The organism is Pseudoclavibacter helvolus (assembly GCF_014191305.1).
Classification (GTDB): Bacteria; Actinomycetota; Actinomycetes; order Actinomycetales; family Microbacteriaceae; genus Pseudoclavibacter; species Pseudoclavibacter helvolus.
Genome location: NZ_JACHWJ010000001.1, coordinates 557,338 through 575,124, shown reverse-complemented (window position 1 = coordinate 575,124; position 17,787 = coordinate 557,338). Strand labels below are relative to the sequence as shown.

Below are 17,787 nucleotides of genomic sequence, written 5' to 3'. Positions count from 1 at the left end.
TCTCCATCGTAGTCAAGCGGGGGTACCGGGCGACGCCCGGACGATGTCGAGGAGCGGCTACTCGAGGCAGCTCGGGCCGAGCAGCGCCTTGAGCTCCCCGTAGAGGTCTTGCGTGATGCGCACGCGGTGGGGCAGCTCGAATCGGCGAATGACACCCGGCGTCCGTAGTCGCAGCCGGACCTCGCTCTCCCCCGCGTGCCGCCGCAGCACTTTGCCGAGCTCATCCACGACGGGCTCGGTCGCCCGCGTATCCGGGATCGTGAGCGTGAGCGTGCCCGCGTCTTCCGCGGCGGAGACCTTGGGCAACGTCAGCCCCTGCGCGTGCAGGTTCATGCCGTCGTCGCGCTTCGAGACTCGGCCCTTGACCGCGACGATCACGTCGCCCTGCAGCTGCGTCTGGAACTCCTGGTACGTCTTGCCCATGAACATGACGGTCATGGTGCCGCCGAAGTCCTCGACCTCGATCATCCCGTACGGGTTTCCGGAGTTGCGAGCCACGCGGTGCTGAACGCTCGTGATCAGGCCCGCGATCGTGACCTGCGAGCCGTCCTCGAGGTTCTCGGCTTGTGTGAGGTCCAGGATGCTCGTCGTGGCGAGCTTCGCGAGGTCGCGTTCGAGGCCCGCAAGCGGGTGGTCTGACACGTAGAGGCCAAGCATGTCGCGCTCGAAGGCGAGCTTGTCGCGCCGGTTGAACTCGGGCCGGACCGGCACGTCATCTTCCTCGGCCTCGAACTCGTCGAGACCGGCGAACAGGTCGACCTGGCCGTGCGCTTCGTTCCGCTTCCGGGACACCGCGACATCGATAGCGTTCTCGTGCACCTCGACGAGCGCCCGGCGCGTGTTGCCGAGCGAGTCGAAGGCGCCTGCCTTGATCAGCGACTCGACCGTGCGCTTGTTGGCGACCGTCGTCGGCACCTTCTTGAGGAAGTCGTGGAACGACGTGAAGGCCGTCTTGGATTCCCTCGACTTCTGGATCTCCTCGACGACGTTCGCGCCGACGTTGCGCACGGCGCCGAGACCGAAGCGGATGTCCTCGCCGACGGCCGAGAAGTTCACGAACGACTCGTTGACGTCGGGAGCGAGCACCGTGATGCCCATGCGACGGCACTCGTTGAGGTACATCGCGAGCTTGTCGCGCGAATCTCCGACGCTCGTGAGCAGCGCCGCCATGTACTCGGCCGGGTAGTGGGCCTTGAGGTACGCGGTCCAGTAGGAGACGACCCCGTAGGCCGCCGAGTGGGCCTTGTTGAAGGCGTAATCGGAGAACGGCAGCAGGATGTCCCAGAGCATCTTCACGGCCTCGTCAGAGAAGCCGTTGGCGTGCATGCCGCCCTGGAAGCCGGCGAACTGCTTGTCGAGCTCCGACTTCTTCTTCTTGCCCATCGCTCGGCGCAGGATGTCGGCCTGACCGAGGGAGAACCCTGCCACCTTCTGCGCGATCGCCATGACCTGCTCCTGATAGATGATCAGGCCGTAGCTCGTCGAGAGGATCTCCTTGAGCGGTTCCTCGAGCTGGGGGTGGATCGGCGTGATCTCCTGCTCGCCGTTCTTGCGCAGCGCGTAGTTGATGTGCGAGTTGGCACCCATGGGGCCCGGGCGGTACAGCGCGATGACGGCCGAGATGTCTTCGAAGTTGTCAGGCTTGAGCAGGCGCAGCAGGGAGCGCATCGGCCCGCCATCGAGCTGGAACACGCCGAGCGTGTCGCCGCGCGTCAGCAGCTCGTAGGCGCCGACGTCGTCGAGCTCGAGGTCTTCGAGGACGAGGTCGATGTTGCGGTTCGCCTTGATGTTCACGAGCGCGTCGCTCACGATCGTGAGGTTGCGCAGCCCGAGGAAGTCCATCTTGATGAGCCCGAGGGACTCGCTCGCCGGGTAGTCGAACTGCGTGACGATCTGGCCGTCCTGCTCCCGCTTCATGATCGGGATGATGTCGATGAGCGGGTCGCTCGACATGATGACGCCGGCCGCGTGCACGCCCCACTGGCGCTTCAGGTTCTCGAGGCCGCTTGCGGTGTCGAACACCTTCTTCGCGTCGGGGTTGCTCTCGATGAAGGCGCGCATCTCGGCAGCCTCGGAGTAGCGCTTGTGTTCCTTGTCGAAGATGCCGCTGAGCGGGATGTCCTTGCCCATGACGGCGGGAGGCATGGCTTTCGTGAGCTGGTCACCCATCGAGAACGGGTAGCCGAGCACGCGCGAAGCGTCCTTGAGCGCCTGCTTCGCCTTGATCGTGCCGTAGGTGACGATCTGCGCGACACGCTCGGAACCATACTTCTCGGTCACGTAGCGAATGACCTCCGACCTGCGGCGATCATCGAAGTCGACGTCGAAGTCGGGCATGGAGACGCGGTCGGGGTTGAGGAAGCGCTCGAAGATGAGGCCGTGACGCAGCGGGTCGAGGTCGGTGATGCCCATGGCGTATGCCGCCATCGAACCCGCACCTGATCCACGGCCTGGGCCGACGCGGATCCCATTGTCCTTCGCCCAGTTGATGAAGTCGGCGACCACCAGAAAGTAGCCAGGGAAGCCCATCTGGTTGATGACGCCGATCTCATAGTCGGCCTGCTTGCGCACGTCGCTCGGGATGCCGGCCGGGTAGCGCTTGCCGAGGCCCGTGTCGACTTCCTTGACGAACCAGCTGCTCTCCGTCTCGCCCTCTGGCACGGGGAAGCGCGGCATGTAGTTCGCGGACTCGTCGAACTCCGCCGAGCAGCGCTCTGCGATGAGGAGCGTGTTGTCGCACGCCTCCGGGTTGTCACGGAAGATCGAGCGCATCTCGGCGGCAGACTTCAGGTAGTATCCGGTGCCGGAGAACTGGAAGCGGTTCGGGTCGTCCATGGTCGACCCGGACTGCACGCACAGGAGCGCGGAGTGGCTGTCCGCGTCGTGCGAGTGCGTGTAGTGGAGGTCGTTCGTCGCGACGAGGGGCAGACCGAGGTCCTTCGCGAGCTTGAGAAGATCAGGGATGACTCGACGTTCGATGTCGATGCCGTGGTCCATGATCTCGCAGAAGTAGTTCTCTGCGCCGAAGATGTCGCGGAACTCGGCAGCTGCGGCCCGTGCCTCGTTGTACTGCCCGAGTCGCAGGCGCGTCTGCACCTCGCCCGAGGGGCACCCGGTGGTGGCGATGAGCCCCTTCGAGTACGTGTTCAGCAGCTCGCGGTCCATACGAGGCTTGAAGTAGTAGCCCTCCATGGATGCGCGGCTCGAGAGCCGGAAGAGGTTGTGCATGCCCTGCGTGGTCTCGCTGAGCATCGTGATGTGCGTGTAGGCGCCGGAGCCGGAGACGTCGTCTCCCCCGCCGTTGCCCCATTTCACTCGCGTGCGGTCCCCGCGGTGCGTTCCCGGAGTCAGGTAGGCCTCTGTGCCGATGATCGGCTTGATGCCGTGCTCTTTCGCGGCCTTGGCGAACTCGTAGGCCCCGAACACGTTGCCGTGGTCGGTCATCGCGACGGCGGGCATGCCCTGCTCGACCGCGGCCTTCATGAGTTCGCCGATCCGGGCGGCCCCGTCGAGCATCGAGTACTCGCTGTGGACGTGGAGGTGGGCGAACGAGTCAGCTGAAGGCAATGTCTCTCCGGGAAGAAGGGTGGATCGGCGCACCCATCTTAGATCGCTCGGGCGAGTCCGCGAGCGAGCCGGCTCGCTACAGGTTGCCCTCGCGGAGGAGCTCGAGCGAATGCGCCAGGTCGTCCGGGTAGTCGGTTGTGAACCGCACAGGCTCACCGGTTCTTGGATGCGCGAAGCCGAGTTCCTTGGCATGCAGCCACTGGCGCTTGAGGCCGAGCTTGGCGGCGACCACTGGGTCAGAACCGTACAGCGGGTCCCCGATGCACGGGTGCCGCTGAGCCGCCATGTGCACCCGGATCTGGTGCGTGCGCCCCGTTTCGAGGTGGACCTCGAGCAGCGCACCGCGGCGGAACGCTTCGACGGTCTCGTAATGGGTGACGGACGGCTTGCCGTCGCTCGTCACGGCGAACTTCCAGGACGATCCGGGGTGACGGCCGATGGGAGCGTCGATCGTGCCGGACAGCGGATCAGGATGGCCGTGCACGACAGCGTGGTACACCTTTTCGACCGTGCGGTCGTGGAAGGCCTTCTTGAGCTCCGCGTAGGCCAGCTCGCTCTTGGCGACGACCATGAGACCGCTGGTCCCCGCGTCGAGGCGGTGCACGATGCCCTGGCGCTCCGACTGACCTGACGTCGAGATCGTGAAGCCAGCTGCGGCGAGCGCGCCGAGCACGGTGGGGCCGTCCCAGCCGATGGAGGGGTGCGCCGCGACGCCGACGGGCTTGTCGATGACAACGAAGTCGTCCTCGTCGTGGACGATCTTGAGGTCGGGAACCGCGATCGGGACGACCTCAACGGGACCAGCCTGCTCCCATTCGACGAAGATGATGGCACCGGCGGTCATGCGGTCGGATTTGCCGACCTGCTTGCCGTCGATCGTGATCCCACCCGCCGCCGCGATATCGGCGACCTGGGTCCTGCTCAGTCCGAGCAGCTTCGACACGCCAGCGTCGACGCGCGCGCCCTCGAGGCCGTCAGGGATCGGGATCGTCCTGGATTGCATCACGCGTCCTTCTTCGCCTTTGGTCGGCGCTTTCCGTCGAATCCGATGTCGAACAGGGTGAGCAGCACAAACGCCGACATCCCCACGACGATGCACATGTCGGCGACGTTGTAGATAGCCGGGAGCATCCACGGTGTGTAGATGAAGTCGATGACGTGACCTGTGCCGAAGCCAGGCTCCCGGAAGAGCCGATCGAACAGGTTCCCGAGCGCCCCACCGAGCACCAGCCCAAAGACGGCACCCCAGAGCTTCGATCCGAGCCTGCGAGCCACGACGATGATCACGATCACCATGAGCGTCGAGACGCCCGTGAAGATCCAGGTGGAGCCGGCGGCGAACGAGAATGCAGCTCCGGGGTTGCGCACGAAGTGCCACTGCAGGAAGCCGCCAAGGGCCTCGATGGTCTGGCCCTCGGTCATCGAGGAGACGACAAGCGCCTTGGTGAGCTGGTCAAGCGCAAACGCGCCGACGGCGACCGCGGCGAGCATGGCAAGAATGCGGATGCTCGGGCGCGATCGCCGTTCGGTGGTCTGCAGAGGTGTGTCCTCCACGTTCCGAGTGCTACTGCCCCGCTGGAGCGGAACCTTCGAGGACGTCGCTGGCCTGACGGTTCAGGTCGTTGAGCTGGCCTTCGATGTAGGAGCGGAGGTTGTTGCGGTACTCGCGCTCGAAGATGCGGAGCTCCTCGATGCGAGCCTCGAGCTTCGTCTTCGCCTCTTCGAGGCGACCGATCGTCTCGCGTTCCTTGGCCTCGGCCTCGGTGACGATCGTGCGTGCACGACCCTCGGCCTCGGCAATGATCTCGCGAGCACGGGTCTCACCCGTCGCGATGATCTCGTCGCGCTTGCGCGTTCCCTCCTGGACGTGCTCATCGTGGAGGCGGCGTGCGAGGGCGATGAGCGAGCTGCTCGTCTCGGCCTCGTCTGCACCCTGAGCGACAACCGGGGCGGGGGCTGCGGGCTGAGCGAGCGGCGCGATGGGCTCCTCGACCGGGGCGGGAGCTGCAGCTGCTGACGCACTGTCGGCGCGAGCCTCTGCCTCTGCGAGCTGCTGACGGAGCTGCTCGTTCTCCCCTACGAGGCGGCGCATTTCTGCAACGACCTCATCGAGGAAGTCGTCGACCTCATCTTGGTCGTACCCCTCGCGGAACTTGGTCTGCTGGAAGCGTTTGTTGATGACGTCCTCAGGAGTGAGTGCCATGTCGGCCACCTTTCGACTCTCTCTGCGATTGGTCTGTATCTGGTATAGACACTCGGTCTTGGTTCAAGACTGTGTACTTGATTCAGGACTTTGGGTCTGACTTGACAACACTAGCGTTGCCCAGATGTGCGCGCAGAACGTTGCTGTGCTGCGCAGCACATAGGTCACATTACGGCACTTGGGTCCCGTGCGTTACATTCTGTCGGGAAAGTCGCCATTCACCTAATGCAATCCGGAGATGTCACACCATTGGGAGAAGCCGCGAGACTCCGAGCGGGGTGATTGCGCTTAGAGGAGGCGAACGAGATTGGAAGTGATGACGAGGGCGAACATGACAATGATCCAGGCCAGGTCAAGCGCGATGTTGCCGATGCGAAGCGGAGGCACAACCTTGCGCACAGCACGAAGGGGCGGATCCGTCAGGGAGTACACGCCCTCGCAGAGGACCAGCACGAAACCCTTCGGCTTCCAGCGAGGAGCGAACATGCGCGCGTAGTCGAGGATCAGCCTGCCCCACATGACCATGATGTAGAGGCCAATGAGGAAGGCGAGGATCGCGCCGAGGATATTCATTCGTTTCCTGAGATGTTGTCGCACAGACACGGCGACGGTGCACCCTCAGGATGCACCGTCTCACCGTTCGCGCGAAAGCGGGCCGACCTACCTCACGGCAGAGCCTGGCTGGATGGGGTCTACTGGAAGAACGAGGCTTCCTTCTCCGCCTCGACCTTGCTCGACTCACCGTGGACGGCGATGTGCTGAGGCGAGAGCAGGAACACCCGGCTCGTCACGCGCTCGATCTTGCCATAGAGGCCCTGGGAGAGGCCGCTCGCGAAGTCGATGAGGCGACGCGCCTCGGCTTCGTCCATCTCGGACAGGTTCATGATGACGGGGACACCATCGCGGAAGTTCTCGGCGATGACCTGCGCGTCTTTGTTGTAGGCCTTCGGGTGGACCGTGAGGATCTCGTTCATTTCCGCCATCGCCGGGGTAGAAGTGTGCTTGGGAGCTTTGGTGATCGGGGTCACAGGCGCCGGCTTGGGGCGCTCGGTGATCACCGGGGAGAGCTGCGGCGCAGGTGCCGCCGTGGGCGACTGCCTCTGCTGCTGCTGCGCCTGGGGCGTCTCGTCGTGAAGATTCTGCTCGTCTTCGTCAGCAAGGCCCAGGTAGACCATGGCATTGCGCAGCGGGTTGGCCATTGTGCTCCTCCGTGTGTTCGGCGTGCGTCCACGCTACGTCCGGTCGGGGCGCTTTCCCGTGATTGCCGCGCCGATCCTAAGGTGTGTCGCACCGTTTTCGATGGCTTCTCTGAAGTCGTTCGACATCCCCATCGAGAGTGCCGTCGCCATCGGAGCGATGGTCTGGATGCGCACGCTGAGTTCGCGGAGCGCGGCGAAGGACACGCGAGGCTCACCCCCGAGCGGAGCGACGCACATGAGCCCTTCGAGTTCGAGAGCCTGGGTTGCAAGCACGTGCTCGACGAGCGCGTCGAGCTCGTCCGGCTGAACGCCTCCCCGCTCGGGGTCAGGAGTCATGTTGACCTGCACGAACACCGGCAGCGGATGCTCGCGCTCGATCGACGACAGCGCGTCGACAAGGCCGGCCCGGTCGATCGAATGGATCGCATCCACGTACTGCGCGATCTGTCGCGCCTTCTTGGTCTGGACCTGGCCTACGAAATGCCATTCGAGGTCTTCAGCGCGCACTGAGAGCGCTTCCGCCTTATCCCGAGCCTCAGGGTGCCTGCTCTCCGCGAAGCGGCGCACACCGAGGTCCACGAGGCCCTCGACCAGCTCGGGCCCGTGGAACTTCGTGACGGGAATGAGGGTGACTTCCGAGGCGTCTCGACCCGCGCCGCGGCAGGCGTCCTGAATCTGGGACTGGACCGCCGAGAGACGCTCGGCCAGCGTCGAATGACCCTGGCCGAGCGCCTCTCCTGCATGCTCTGGCATGCGCGCCCTACTTGAGGAAGTCCGGCACGTCGAGGATGTCCTCGGCGTCGTCGTACGCCGCCTCGGGCTCGCGACGAGGAGCGATCGTCGGCGCCTCAGCCGTCGACCAGGCAGGAGCCTGGGTAACGGGAGCAGGCGCCTGGACGGGCTCGCGCTCGACGGGCACTGAAGGTGCCGAGGCGACCGCAGCCGCGGCGGCGCCGAGACCGATGGCACCCGTGTTCGCCTGCTGGACGGGAGCCGCCGCGACGGCCGGTGCGGCCTGCTGCTCCTGGATCGTCTTGGGCTCACCCCCGGCGAAGCCTGCCGCGATGACCGTGACGCGCACCTCGTCACCCAGGGTGTCGTCGATAACGGCACCGAAGATGATGTTGGCCTCCTGGTGGACGGCCTCCTGCACGAGCTTCGCGGCGTCGTTGATCTCGAAGATGCCGAGGTTCGAGCCACCCTGGATGGAGAGCAGCACGCCGTGGGCGCCCTCGATGCTCGCTTCGAGGAGCGGGGAGGCGACAGCGAGTTCGGCCGCCTTGATAGCGCGGTCGGCGCCGCGCGACGAGCCGATACCCATGAGTGCGGAGCCCGCGCCCTGCATGACCGACTTCACGTCAGCGAAGTCCAGGTTGATGAGGCCGGGGGTTGTGATCAGGTCGGTGATGCCCTGGACACCGGCGAGGAGCACCTGGTCTGCCGTCGAGAAGGCCTCGATCATGGAGATGCCGCGGTCACTGATCTCGAGGAGGCGGTCGTTGGGGACGACGATGAGGGTGTCGACCTCTTCCTTCAGCGTCGCGACGCCCTGCTCGGCCTGCTGCATGCGGCGGCGGCCCTCGAAGCTGAACGGCTTCGTGACGACACCGATGGTGAGCGCGCCGATCGACTTCGCGATTCGTGCGACCACGGGCGCGCCACCTGTACCTGTGCCACCACCCTCGCCGGCCGTGACGAAGACCATGTCGGCTCCCGCGAGAGCCTGCTCGATCTCTTCGGCATGGTCCTCAGCCGCGCGGCGGCCGACCTCGGGGTCTGCCCCGGCGCCGAGGCCGCGGGTCAGCTCGCGGCCGACGTCGAGCTTCACGTCGGCGTCGCTCATGAGCAGCGCCTGCGCGTCGGTGTTGATCGCAATGAACTCGACGCCGCGGAGGCCGAGTTCGATCATGCGGTTGACTGCATTGACGCCGCCGCCGCCGATGCCGACGACCTTGATGACGGCGAGGTAGTTGTTGGTGTTCGACACGTGTCCGGCCCCTCGTTGGCGTGTGGTGTGGTGGAAGAACGGAGTGCACACCTCGGCGAGTTGCCACTGGTGAATCCGCACGAGCTTCAACCTCTACTTGAAGCTCAGAGATATGCTTTTTCCTGATTGCTTACTTCGACGCTAGGTCGCGAACGCCGCCCCATCCGGTCAGTCCGCAGGTGTGTTGCGTTTTGCGCGCCGAATGGACGCGAGTCGCTTCAACCCAAACTTGAAGGTTGACGGCCGAGCACGGCCCGAGCCGAAGCTCAGCGGGTGACGGGCGTCTCGGGACTCGAGACGTCGTAGCTTGAAATGGACTGCTCACTCGTGGCGGTGACGAGAGCCGCGAGCACCTGGGCCTTGCGGTCCGAATCCTCCGCGCTCCCCCACACAACCTCGGCGCCGCTGCGCATCGTGAGGCGAACGTCATCGATGCTCTTGGCCGTTACCGTCGCGACGCCAGAACGGCAGGCCACTGGCAGCGCGAGTGACACGGCGGCGGCCGATGCGAACGCCTCTGAGCCGACGCCCTGCCCACCCAGGTCGAGGGTCGGGATGTCGACGGCGGGCTCAGACTGGGTCCAGAGGACAACGCCTGCGGCGTCCATGACGTCGTAGCCGGTCGGCGTCTGCACCGTGCCGATGGGCGAGCGCTCGACGATGGTCACGACGAGACGACTCGGAGGCTCGACGCGGATCGAGTAGCTCTGGACGAGCACGTACGACTGCAGCCGGCTCTCGACATCGTCGTTCGTGACGAGCGCGAGCGGCTGCCCGTGCAGGTCGGCGAGGGACGCATCCAGCTGCGCCTTGTCGACGCGCTCCACTCCGGTGACGACGATCTCGCGGACCGACATGATGGGACTGTAGACGGCGGTCGCGACGAAGGCCACGAGCGCCGCTACCACCGCTGCGACCCAGATCAGGATGCGGCGGCGGCGCCTCGCGCGCCAGGTGAATCGGCGCGCGTCGTCGCCGAGCACGCTCACGACTGGCCTGGCTCCTTCGTGCCGAGCGCCTCGAGGAGCTGGGGCACGATGAGGTTGACGTCTCCGCAGCCGAAAGTGATGACGAAATCGCCCTCCCTGGAGATGTCCGCGACCGTGTCGGCGGCGTCCTGCCAGTCCGGCCGGTACGCGACCTTGCTTCGGTCGACAAACGCTTCCTCGACAAGTGCCCCCGTGACGCCGGGGATCGGGTCCTCGCGCGCGCCGCACACGTCGAGCACGACAGTCTCGTCGGCGAGGCGCTCGTAGACCTCGGCGAACACGTCGCTCATGGCCTGCGTTCGAGAGTAGAGGTGAGGCTGGTGGACGGCGATGAGGCGACCTGTGCCGACAACAGTGCGTGCCGCCGAGAGCGCGGCTTCGACCTCGGCCGGGTGATGAGCGTAGTCGTCGTACACACTGACGCCGCTCACGGTGCCGTGGAGCTCGAAGCGGCGCTTCGTGCCGCCGAACTTCGAAAGCGCCTCGAGAACGGCCGCGGGCTCGAAGCCGAGCTGCACGAGGACAACGAAGGCGCCGGTCGCATTGAGGGCGTTGTGGATGCCGGGCACGTGTAGCAGTGCCGGGTAGGCGGTGCCCTGCCAGGTGACGGTGAACCGCGTCTCCCCGCCGACAGACTCGATGTCGGAGATGCGCGCGTCCGCCGACTCGGCTTGGCCGAACGTCAGTACGTGGTCGTGCGAGAGCTTGGCAGTCAGTTCGACGGCAAGCGGGTCGTCGCTCGAGATGACAACGGCCTCACTCGCCGCGTCCGCGAACTGGACAAACGCTGCCTCGAACGCCTCGACGGTGCCGTAGTGGTCGAGGTGGTCGTTGTCGACGTTGGTGATGAGCGCTACGGCCGTGTCGTAGAAGAGGAAGGATCCGTCCGATTCGTCGGCCTCGACGACAAAGGCCTCACCCGCGCCGACGGCCGAGCTCGTGCCAAGCGCCGAGATAATCCCGCCGTTCACGAAGCTCGGAGCAGCGTCGAGGGCGTCGAGGGCCGTCACAACCATGCCGGTCGACGTGGTCTTGCCGTGGGCGCCAGCGACCGAGACGAGTCGGCTGCCCCGCGTGAGCCAGACCAGGGCCTGCGAGCGGTGCAGGATGTTGAGCCCGCGCTCCTTCGCGAGGACAAGCTCGGGATTGTCCGGCCAGAGGGCGCTCGTGACCACGATCGTGTCGGCGTCACCGAGGTGTTCCGCTGCGTGACCGATCTCGACGCGCGCGCCGCGATCGCGCAGCTCCCGCGTCGCGTAGTTCTCGGTGCGGTCGCTCCCGGAGATCGTGAGGCCGCGGTCGAGCATCATGCGCGCGATGCCGCTCATGCCTGAGCCGCCGATGCCGATGAAGTGCACTTTCCCGATCTCGTCGGGAATCTGCGCGGTGGCGTCTGGATTGATCATCTCTGCTCCTGGGTTCGCTCGGTCTGCGAGCTGCGCGGCCTCTGCCGCGTCGATGGTCGAGGGTACTCCGCCTGCACGGTCGGATGCCCCTATCCGGTCTGAGAGTCCTGCAGCGCCTGGTCGAGGAGGGCGACGACGCGCGAGGCTCCGTCTCGCTGCGCGGATGCGAGCGTGGCCCGCTCCATGCGGGCGCGGCGCTCGTCGTCCCTGGCGAGGGCGACGAGTTCCTTCGAGGCCCACTCTGGCGAGAAGTCGGCGTCGGTCACGCGGAGGGCGCCGCCAGCCGCGAGGACCGAGCGGATGTTGGTGGTCTGGTGGTCGCCTGTCGCCGCCGGGTACGGAATGTACACGGCGGGGAGTCCGACGACGCCGAGCTCGCTCACCGTGGATGCACCCGCGCGGGCGACAACCAGGTCCGCGGCGGCGAAGGCCAGGTCCATCCGGTCGCAGTACTCGAGCACGTGGTAGCCGTCGGTCGCTTCGTGCTCGAACTTGGAGAGGCCGCCAACAAGGTGCAGAATCTGCCAGCCCTCGGCGACCAGCGCCGGGACGATCGCCCTGACGGTCTCGTTGACGCGCCTCGCGCCGAGCGACCCGCCGGTTACGAGGAGAGTGCGCCGTGCCGGGTCGAGACCGAAGAACGAGTTGGCCTCTTCGCGCTTCGCAGCCCGGTCGAGGTGCTCGATCTCAGCTCGGAGCGGCATCCCGACCGTCACGGCACCACGAAGCGGCGTGCCGTCGAAGGCAACGCCGACGCGCTTCGCCCAGCGCGCGCCGAGCTTGTTCGCCATGCCTGGCAGTGCGTTGGCCTCGTGCACGACGATCGGCACGCGACCCCTGGCCGCGAGGTAGGCCGGTGCTGCGGCGTAGCCGCCGAAGCCGGCAACCGCATCGATGTTGTGCTCGTCGAGCATCCGCCGGACGGAAGCGACGCTCGCGCGGAGGCGAGGCAGGAAGGTCAGCACTTGCGAGTTCGGACGGCGCGGGAACGGCAGCTTCGGGATGGTGAGCAGCTCGTAGCCGCGGGCGGGCACGAGCCTGGCCTCAAGGCCCTCCTGGGTGCCCAAGACCAGGATCTTCGACGCTGGGTCACGGTCGCGCAACGCGTCGGCAACCGCGAGGAGCGGGTTGACGTGGCCGGCCGTGCCGCCGCCGGCGAGCAGGTAGTTGGTCACGTACGGGACTCCGATCGCTTGGGGTTTCGGGCGATCGACAAGACTATGCCAATTGCGAAGAGCGTCGTGATGAGCGCGGAGCCACCGGAGGACACGAGCGGCAGCGGCACCCCGAGGACCGGCAGGAACCCGATCACTACCGCGATGTTCACGAACGCCTGGAAGATGAGCCAGGTCGTGACGGCACCGACGATGGTCTTCGCCGTCCAGTCCTCCGCCTCGTGGTAGATGCGCACGAGCACAACCGCCAGGAGCACGAAGACGCCGATGACGATGAGCGCCCCGACGAGCCCAAGCTCCTCGCCGATGATAGCGAAGATGAAGTCGTTGTCAGCCTCAGGGAGCCAGGACCACTTGGCCTTCGAGTTGCCGAGTCCCGCACCGAACAGGCCACCGGCGGCAAGGGCATAGAGCCCGTGAGCGCTCTGCCAGCCCCAGGTCTCATAGTCGACGTCGCCGCCGAAGAAGTTGGTGATGCGGGCCATGCGGTTATCGCTGAAGACGGAGAGGAGCAGCGCGGCAGCAACCGCGATGGCGCCAGCGAGCCAGAGGAACTTCGAGGCGACCCCGCCGAAGTAGAGCGCGCCGAGCACCAGGGCCCCGACGACGATCATCGTGCCGAGGTCCTTGCTCAGCGCCATGACCCCGAAGCTCAGACCGAGCACGGGGAGGATGGGGACCGCGACTTCCTTGCCGATGTGCAGCTTGCCCTGCTTGCGGCCCAGGATGAGGCCGAGCCAGAGCACAAGCGCGACCTTAAGCGCCTCCGCTGGCTGCATGGTCGTGAACCCGAGGTCGATCCAGGCCACGTTGCCGTTGACCTCAACACCGAGAGGCGTGAAGACGAGGCCTTGGAGGATCACCGCTCCGATGAGGGCGGGCCACGCGATGCGCTTCCAGAAGCGCAGGGGCATCCTCGAGGCGAAGAGCATGAGCGGGATGCCGAGTGCCGCGAACGTGGCCTGGCTCACGAACCGGCCCGAGACGGAATTTCCGCCCGCGAACTCCTCGACCGAAGAGCTCGAGAGCACCATGACGATACCGAAGGCCACCAGGAAGAGCGTGATCGAGAGCAGGAGCACGAAGTTCCTGTTGACGCCCCGGATGCGCTTGCCAAGCGAGACGACGACCGCGGTCGAGGAGTTCTTGCGGGTGCCGCCAGCCTGCGCCGAAGTCCCGCTGGAGGCGCGCCCAGTTGCCGCGCCCGCCCCGCGCTGTGGCCCCCTGCCTGCTGCGCTACTGGGCGCGGGAGTCCGGGGAGCCTTCTGTCTCGGCATGCTGGCCCCCTTCAAGGTGCGACGCGACGGCAAGCGCGAATCGCTGGCCCCGGTCGCTGTAACTCACGAACTGATCCATGGAGGCGGCCGCCGGAGCGAGCAGCACGGTGTCACCGTCCTGCGCGAGCCGGGCGGCTTCAGCCACGGCGCGCCCCATGATGGAGTCAGTTTCGCTCACGTCGATCTCGATGAAGGTGACCTCGGGCGCGTGTTGCGCGAACGCGTCGGCGAGCTGAGACCGAGAGGTTCCGAGGGCAATCGCGCCACGCAATCTGCCCGCGTGCTTCGCGACGAGCGGAGCGATGTCGACTCCCTTGAGGAGCCCGCCGACGAGCCAGACCACGCTGCGGTGCGCCGTGAGCGAGGCGTCCGCGGCATGCACGTTCGTCGCCTTGGAGTCGTCGACCCACAGGACCCCCGACTCCTCGGCGACGACCTCGTGGCGGTGCCGGTCCACGGAGAACGTCGCGAGAGCCTCGGAGATGGCCGGGACGGGAACGCCGACGGCACGCACAAGCGCGGCAGCCGCGAGGACGTCTTCCACAAGGTGCTTCGAGGAGAGTCCGCGTAGGCGCAGCTCGTCGAGCGTCGTGAGCTCCAGCGCGGTGCGCGCGCGGTCGTCCAGGAAGGCGCGGTCGACAAGGATGCCGTCGACGACCCCGAAGTCGCTCGGGCCAGGCACGTCGGTGCCGAAGCCGATCGCGCGGCAGCCCTCGATGACGTCGGCCGCCTCGACGAGGTCGAGCGTCGCCTCGTCACCCTTGTTGTAGACGCAGGCGATCTGGGCGCGCTCGTAGACGCGGCCCTTCGCGGCACGGTAGGCCGCGGCACCGCCGTGCCAGTCGAGGTGGTCGTCAGCGATATTGAGCACCACCGCGGCGTGCGCCGACATCGAGTGGAGGGAGTGCAGCTGGAAGCTCGAGAGCTCGACGACCAGGAGCTGGAACTCTACGGGATCGCGGAGCACGTCGAGCACCGGCACGCCGATGTTGCCGCATGGTGCCGTGCGGATGCCGGCAGCGAGTCCCATATGCGCCGCCAGCTGCGTTGTCGTCGTCTTCCCGTTCGTTCCGGTGACTGCGAGCCAGGGAGCAGGCTCGCCGAACTTGTCGCGCAGGCGCCAGGCGAGTTCGACGTCTCCCCAGACTGGCGCGTCGAGTGCCTCTGCGGCCGAGATGAGCGGGTGGCTCGGGGCGAAGCCGGGCGACGCGACGATCAGGTCGGCACCGAGCGAGTGGAGCGCCGCAACCGCGGCCTCGTCGTCCTCATCGATGGTGACGGGGACATCGAGCACCTCGAGGATGCGTTCCCGTTCCTCGTCGTGTGCCTGCGCGATGACGTGCGGCTTAGCACCGAGCTCGGCCAACGTGTCGGCGACGGAGAACCCCGTCTTCCCGAGACCGAGGACCGCAACGGTGATGCCGTTCCAGTCGTCGTGCCAGCTGCGCAGGGCTTCCACATCGCGCGTCACGTCGTGACCCCCCACTCGGCGTAGAACAGGCCGATGCCGAGGGCGGCGCAGAGGCCGGCGATGATCCAGAACCTGACGACGACCGTCGTCTCGGCCCAGCCCTTCAGCTCGAAGTGGTGGTGGATGGGGCTCATGAGGAAGATCCGCTTGCCCTTGGTGAGCTTGAAGTAGATCCGCTGCACGATGACGGAGCCCGTCGTCATGACGAAGAGACCACCGATGAGGACGAGCAGGAGCTCGGTGCGCGTGATGATAGCGAACGCGGCGATGGCCCCGCCAAGACCGAGCGATCCTGTGTCACCCATGAAGATCTGAGCCGGCGAGGTGTTCCACCAGAGGAAGCCGATAAGCGCGCCCGCGATGCCGGCCGCGACGATCGCCACGTCGAGCGGTGCGTACGCCGTGTAGCAGGCCGATTCGAGGGACTCGGCGAGGCGCTCGGTGCCACACGCTTGGTTGAACTGCCAGTAGGCGATGATGCCGTACGAGCCGATCGAGATGATCGAGGCGCCCGTCGCGAGGCCATCGAGGCCGTCCGTCACGTTGACCGCGTTCGACGTCGCCGTCGTGATGACGACGATCCAGATAATCAGCGCGATGGTGCCCGCGATGGCGCCGAGGGCCATGAAGTCAATCGGCAGGTCGCGGATGAACGAGATGTGGGTCGAGAGGACCGGCACGCCGTCCGCGTTGCGGTACTGCAGGCCGACGACAGCGAAGAGCCCGGCGACGACGACCTGGCCGACGATCTTCGACCATCCGCCGAGCCCAAGGGACTGCTGTTTGCGGACCTTGAGGAAGTCGTCGATGAAGCCGATGACTCCGAGGCCGACCATCATGCCGAGGATGAGGAGCCCGGCTGCCGTGACCTGGTCACCCGTCGCGAGCGTTGCGAGGAAGTAGGCGATGACGGAGCCGACGATGAAGACGATGCCGCCCATCGTGGCGGTCCCCCGCTTGGAGTGGTGAGCCTGGGGCCCGTCCTCGCGGATGAACTGTCCCCACTCGAGCTTATGGAACAGGCGGATGAAGAGCGGCGTCATGAACAGCGTGAACGCCAGTCCGACACCCCCGGCAATAAGGATCGCAATCACGCGAAGTGCCCCCTGAGGTGCTCGGCGAAACGGTCCCCGAGGTGTCGGAGGCCCGCTGAGTTCGAAGACTTGACGAGGACGAGGTCTCCTGGGCGAGTCTCACGCACGAGCAGCTCGTAGGCCTCGTCCATGGACTCGACGAAGATGGACTCGCCATCCCATGACCCCTGGGCGATTGCACCCAGGTGCAGCGCGCGCGCGTCGCGCCCGACGACAACAAGTTGGTCGATGCCGAGGCGCACGGCCAGGAGTCCGAGGCGGTCGTGCTCCTCGATCGAGGCGTCGCCGAGCTCGCTCATGGCGCCGAGCACCGCGACGGTGCGCGATCCGCTCGGGGCGATCTGGGCGATGGTCTTGAGCGCGGCCGCCATGGAGTCGGGGCTCGCGTTGTACGCGTCGTTGATGAGGTTGACAGAACCCGCGTGCTGGAGCTCCATGCGCCACTGCTCGGCTCGCGTCACCCGTTGGAGGGCATCCCGGATCTCAGTGGCGGGCACACCCTGCGTGTGCGCTGCGGCTGCCGCGGCGAGCGCGTTGGTGACGTGGTGCTCTCCGATGACGCTGAAGCGCACGGCGACGGGTTCCTGGTCTGGCAGGTGGAGGGTGAACTCCGTGCCCGCGAGGCTCGTCGAGACGTCGCTCGCGCGAACATCCGCCTGCTCGCTCCTGCCGAACCAGAGCAGGTTCGCCGCTGTCTTGTCGGCCATGGAGGCGACCCGTGCGTCGTCGGCATTCAGCACCGCGGTGTCGCCCGCGACGAGTCCCTGCACCATCTCGGTCTTCGAGGTCAGCGTGACCTCGATGCCGCCGAACTCGCCTGCGTGGGCGAGGCCGACGGTCAGCACGATGCCGACGTCAGGCTTCGCCATGGCGATGAGCCGGCTGATCTCGCCAGGCGCGCTTGCGCCCATCTCGGCGATCAGGGTCTGCGTACCCTCCGTGAGCTTGAGGAAGGTGAGGGGCGCGCCCACTTCGTTGTTGAAGCTCGCGACGGGGGCGACGGTCTCCCCGCGTGCCGAGAAGATCTCGCGCAGGAGGTTCTTCGTCGTGGTCTTGCCGTTGGAACCGGTCACCGCGATGGTCACGAGCGCGCCGCGGGACTTGACGCGCGTCACGACCTCGGTCGCGAGGCGGCCGAGAGCGAGAACGGCGTCGTCGACGACGACCTGCGTGACGGGCAGGTCGAGGGCGCGTTCGACGAGGAGGAGCGAGGCCCCGTTCTCGACGGCCTTGGGCGCGAACAGGTGCCCATCGGTGACCTCGCCGGGCTTGGCGACGAAGATGTCTCCGGGACGAATGAGCCTGGAGTCAGTGTCGACGGTGCCGGAGAAGGCGGTCTCGAGGGTGTCGTCGCCAGCTGGGAGAGCCTCTCCCCCGGTGATCTCAGCGATCTCACGAAGTCGGAGTTCGATCATCCGC

The 17,787-nt window shown here is 66.5% G+C and carries 15 protein-coding genes; all 15 read right to left on the bottom strand.

Annotation, left to right across the window (positions count from 1 at the left end; all coding sequences use genetic code 11):
• Positions 1–57: 57 nt before the first annotated feature.
• The 15 genes from dnaE to FHX72_RS02510 all read right to left on the bottom strand — a co-directional run bounded on the left by dnaE (position 58) and on the right by FHX72_RS02510 (position 17,783).
• A complete protein-coding gene (gene dnaE, locus FHX72_RS02580; protein WP_183622869.1) occupies positions 58–3,567 on the bottom strand; it encodes a DNA polymerase III subunit alpha in 3,510 nt (1,169 codons plus the stop codon).
• Between the two features lie 76 nt (positions 3,568–3,643).
• The gene (locus FHX72_RS02575; protein ID WP_183623970.1) at positions 3,644–4,570 is read right to left on the bottom strand and encodes an RluA family pseudouridine synthase; all 927 of its coding nucleotides are present in this window, start codon (positions 4,568–4,570) and stop codon (positions 3,644–3,646) included.
• Positions 4,570–5,121, bottom strand: a complete 552-nt coding sequence (gene lspA, locus FHX72_RS02570; RefSeq protein ID WP_235812564.1) for a signal peptidase II — start codon at positions 5,119–5,121, stop codon at positions 4,570–4,572. Before lspA ends, FHX72_RS02575 begins: the two co-directional genes overlap by 1 nt.
• Positions 5,122–5,131: 10 nt before the next feature.
• A complete protein-coding gene (locus FHX72_RS02565) occupies positions 5,132–5,770 on the bottom strand; it encodes a DivIVA domain-containing protein (protein ID WP_183622867.1) in 639 nt (212 codons plus the stop codon).
• A 288-nt stretch (positions 5,771–6,058) separates the two neighbouring features.
• Positions 6,059–6,343: a YggT family protein gene (locus FHX72_RS02560; protein WP_068476366.1), complete on the bottom strand. Its 285-nt coding sequence runs from the start codon at positions 6,341–6,343 to the stop codon at positions 6,059–6,061.
• Positions 6,344–6,462: 119 nt separating this feature from the next.
• Positions 6,463–6,969: a cell division protein SepF gene (locus FHX72_RS02555; protein ID WP_068476368.1), complete on the bottom strand. Its 507-nt coding sequence runs from the start codon at positions 6,967–6,969 to the stop codon at positions 6,463–6,465.
• Between the two features lie 33 nt (positions 6,970–7,002).
• On the bottom strand, positions 7,003–7,722 hold the full coding sequence (locus FHX72_RS02550; protein ID WP_068476369.1) for a YggS family pyridoxal phosphate-dependent enzyme: 720 nt from the start codon (positions 7,720–7,722) through the stop codon (positions 7,003–7,005).
• Between the two features lie 7 nt (positions 7,723–7,729).
• Positions 7,730–8,956 (bottom strand): cell division protein FtsZ, encoded by a 1,227-nt coding sequence (gene ftsZ, locus FHX72_RS02545; RefSeq protein ID WP_068476371.1) that lies wholly within the window; start codon positions 8,954–8,956, stop codon positions 7,730–7,732.
• Positions 8,957–9,222: 266 nt separating this feature from the next.
• Positions 9,223–9,945: a cell division protein FtsQ/DivIB gene (locus FHX72_RS02540; protein ID WP_183622865.1), complete on the bottom strand. Its 723-nt coding sequence runs from the start codon at positions 9,943–9,945 to the stop codon at positions 9,223–9,225.
• Positions 9,942–11,351, bottom strand: coding sequence for a UDP-N-acetylmuramate--L-alanine ligase (gene murC, locus FHX72_RS02535; protein WP_183622863.1), 1,410 nt, complete (start codon positions 11,349–11,351; stop codon positions 9,942–9,944). Before murC ends, FHX72_RS02540 begins: the two co-directional genes overlap by 4 nt.
• 89 nt (positions 11,352–11,440) lie before the next feature.
• A complete protein-coding gene (gene murG, locus FHX72_RS02530) occupies positions 11,441–12,526 on the bottom strand; it encodes an undecaprenyldiphospho-muramoylpentapeptide beta-N-acetylglucosaminyltransferase (protein WP_068476377.1) in 1,086 nt (361 codons plus the stop codon).
• Positions 12,523–13,803 (bottom strand): putative lipid II flippase FtsW, encoded by a 1,281-nt coding sequence (gene ftsW / locus FHX72_RS02525; RefSeq protein WP_183622861.1) that lies wholly within the window; start codon positions 13,801–13,803, stop codon positions 12,523–12,525. The genes murG and ftsW overlap by 4 nt, the downstream gene beginning before the upstream one ends.
• Positions 13,763–15,274: a UDP-N-acetylmuramoyl-L-alanine--D-glutamate ligase gene (murD, locus tag FHX72_RS02520; RefSeq protein WP_183622859.1), complete on the bottom strand. Its 1,512-nt coding sequence runs from the start codon at positions 15,272–15,274 to the stop codon at positions 13,763–13,765. Before murD ends, ftsW begins: the two co-directional genes overlap by 41 nt.
• Positions 15,271–16,368 (bottom strand): phospho-N-acetylmuramoyl-pentapeptide-transferase, encoded by a 1,098-nt coding sequence (gene mraY / locus FHX72_RS02515; RefSeq protein WP_183622857.1) that lies wholly within the window; start codon positions 16,366–16,368, stop codon positions 15,271–15,273. The genes murD and mraY overlap by 4 nt, the downstream gene beginning before the upstream one ends.
• Positions 16,365–17,783 (bottom strand): UDP-N-acetylmuramoyl-tripeptide--D-alanyl-D-alanine ligase, encoded by a 1,419-nt coding sequence (locus tag FHX72_RS02510; protein ID WP_183622855.1) that lies wholly within the window; start codon positions 17,781–17,783, stop codon positions 16,365–16,367. Before FHX72_RS02510 ends, mraY begins: the two co-directional genes overlap by 4 nt.
• Between the last annotated feature and the right edge of the window lie 4 nt (positions 17,784–17,787).

What these genes read in the sequence shown, in the direction of transcription:
- ftsW (WP_183622861.1), bottom strand. Translation starts at nt 13,803, where the DNA reads ATGCCGAGACAGAAGGCTCCCCGGACTCCCGCGCCCAGTAGCGCAGCA.
- FHX72_RS02575 (WP_183623970.1), bottom strand. Translation starts at nt 4,570, where the DNA reads ATGCAATCCAGGACGATCCCGATCCCTGACGGCCTCGAGGGCGCGCGC.
- FHX72_RS02565 (WP_183622867.1), bottom strand. Translation starts at nt 5,770, where the DNA reads ATGGCACTCACTCCTGAGGACGTCATCAACAAACGCTTCCAGCAGACC.
- FHX72_RS02560 (WP_068476366.1), bottom strand. Translation starts at nt 6,343, where the DNA reads ATGAATATCCTCGGCGCGATCCTCGCCTTCCTCATTGGCCTCTACATC.
- FHX72_RS02555 (WP_068476368.1), bottom strand. Translation starts at nt 6,969, where the DNA reads ATGGCCAACCCGCTGCGCAATGCCATGGTCTACCTGGGCCTTGCTGAC.
- FHX72_RS02510 (WP_183622855.1), bottom strand. Translation starts at nt 17,783, where the DNA reads ATGATCGAACTCCGACTTCGTGAGATCGCTGAGATCACCGGGGGAGAG.
- murC (WP_183622863.1), bottom strand. Translation starts at nt 11,351, where the DNA reads ATGATCAATCCAGACGCCACCGCGCAGATTCCCGACGAGATCGGGAAA.
- FHX72_RS02550 (WP_068476369.1), bottom strand. Translation starts at nt 7,722, where the DNA reads ATGCCAGAGCATGCAGGAGAGGCGCTCGGCCAGGGTCATTCGACGCTG.